Origin of the sequence: Mesorhizobium sp. M7A.F.Ca.US.007.01.2.1 (assembly GCF_003998165.1) — a bacterium.
Lineage (GTDB): Bacteria > Pseudomonadota > Alphaproteobacteria > Rhizobiales > Rhizobiaceae > Mesorhizobium > Mesorhizobium ciceri.
Genome location: NZ_RZQP01000444.1, coordinates 1 through 1,905, shown reverse-complemented (window position 1 = coordinate 1,905; position 1,905 = coordinate 1). Strand labels below are relative to the sequence as shown.

The 1,905-nt window shown below is 63.1% G+C and carries 1 protein-coding gene and 2 pseudogenes; 2 read left to right on the top strand and 1 reads right to left on the bottom strand.

All coding sequences use genetic code 11. The features are described from left to right. Nucleotides 1-386, bottom strand: a pseudogene (locus tag EN949_RS34915) (hypothetical protein); the annotation flags it as partial. A 452-nt stretch (nucleotides 387-838) separates the two neighbouring features. Between EN949_RS34915 and EN949_RS36950 the strand changes: the two are divergent. Together EN949_RS36950 and EN949_RS36945 are read left to right on the top strand one after the other, a co-directional pair. Continuing rightward, a complete protein-coding gene (locus EN949_RS36950; protein ID WP_245460994.1) occupies nucleotides 839-1,096 on the top strand; it encodes a hypothetical protein in 258 nt (85 codons plus the stop codon). Between the two features lie 695 nt (nucleotides 1,097-1,791). Next, nucleotides 1,792-1,905, top strand: a pseudogene (locus EN949_RS36945) (phosphatidate cytidylyltransferase); the annotation flags it as partial.

Sequence of the window (1,905 nt, the reverse complement as noted above, 5' to 3'; positions counted from 1 at the left end):
GGAATCAACTTCTGGAAGATCCCTTCTTTCTTCGCCCGCCATGCTTCATCGGCGAGCCACAGATATTCCTGGTCGGGCATCAACGGAACGGCGTTCACATCGGCACTAGAGATGCGCAGGTAAAAGCTGTTTCGCTCCTCATCGACTTGCAGATACCGAAGCGGGACGACGATGCTGTCTTTTCCAGCGATGAAAAATCCGCCTGAGGCAATGACCGCGTAGTCCCATCGGTCCTTCGTCCCGATTACAACGTGCGAATTTCGCCATCGATCTTGTCGCCCGAGCCGAGGGATCTTCAACGTCAGAATCTCGTCGCGCTGGCTTGCGGTGACTCGCCATCGCTGGTCGGCACGGCTGCCTAAGTGGCCGTCGTTGCGGCTCGGCAACAGCCGACATAGCCAGCGCCGGCCGTAGGGTGGCGGCCGAACGCAGGCTTGTCGCTGGGACTCCCCGCCGCGCTTGGAAGCATAGGTTTCACGGCCTCAATGGAAGCGCCTCTGCCGCGACTAGCCTGGCCCGATCCAAGCTTCTTCCCGGCTTGTAGGGCGCGGCATCTGTCCGAGATGGCGGGCGCTGCGCATCCTCAGCCGCAGTCGCTGTCGGCTGACAGGGGACCTTTCATCCTGACACAAATGCGCAAACCGGCGTGTTACGGTCTGATGATGTTACGTCACCGTTTCGAGTGCCCCCAAGCAATGGAGAGTTCGCCACGTCCAGGATCAACCGTCGCGCTTGGCTCTTCCAATCCAGCAGTGCAGTCGTCACCTCGACGGTTGCGGCAACTGCAGTCGGCATGGAGCCGCCGGGCCAAGACCCAGAACCGTCCGACAATATGCGAATGCTGATTGAAGTTCACAAGGCAGCATACTTGTCCTTCGGCGAAGCCTTGCACGGAATAGCCGGTGGCAAAAGCGACCCCGCTAGAGCCAGCCGGGAGGAGGAGAGGGCGCTGCTCGCCATCTGCAGCTATGCTGCGGTTCGGGAAGGGGATCGCCTGGCCAAGGCCCAATATATTTTAGAGATCGAGGCGCGCGGCGAACTCGATCTCGCCGAGCATGTGCAGGCTGTTCTCCGATCGATGATGTGGAAGGGATGATCCGGCGGCACGGGGACGGTCAGCTGCTTAACGACTGGCATGCTGAAGGGTTTCGGGTGCCGTCGGGTGCACGAAGCCTCTCATGCCGGAACCCGGGGTCCGGGCGCGGTGAGCTATGGGGATTTTTGTTTCGGGGTGGGCCGGCGTCTATCGCGGACACCCGCAGGGGCACTGATGGCTGGTCGAGCATGCGGCTTCTGGGCGAGGTCGGAGAGCTTCTTGCGGTGATTGCGACGGGCTTCACGTGCCTGACGACCGGCGCCATAGGAGGCGCGCATACCTTCCCGTTGACCCGCGCCGGCAGGGCGCCGTCGTACGAGGAAGCGGGGCCATGCCGGGTCATGAGTCGTTCTCCCGGTTTGTCGCTGTTTGGCTTGGCGGTCCGCGCGGTTGCCGGCACCGGTCGAACACCTCTATTAGATCATACGCCCGCCGCAGCACGGGGACTGCGGGCGGAAGGCGTCCGGTTCCGCCGGCGGATCGTTCGTGACGGAGGCGCAGCCGCGAGCAGGTGGCGGGCTAGCGCGAGGCAGTCTCGCGAGAGCCGCCTGCGAGCAAGCCATAGTGGCGGATGCGATGGAACTCGCGCGGCAGACATGGAGCAGGAACCGGCGGATGAACTCGTCTGTGGCGAGCGTCATGACCTGCTGGCGGTCGGTGCCGTCGCGGCGACAATCCTTCTAGCGGAAGGTGACGCCAGCCGCTTCGAAGACGATCAGGGCGTCAAGGACTGAGGCCACCTGATCGAAGGCCGTGGCCGCATGAGGGACCGTGCCGATAGCCTGGTCTTCGCCGCGCCGTTGTTCTTC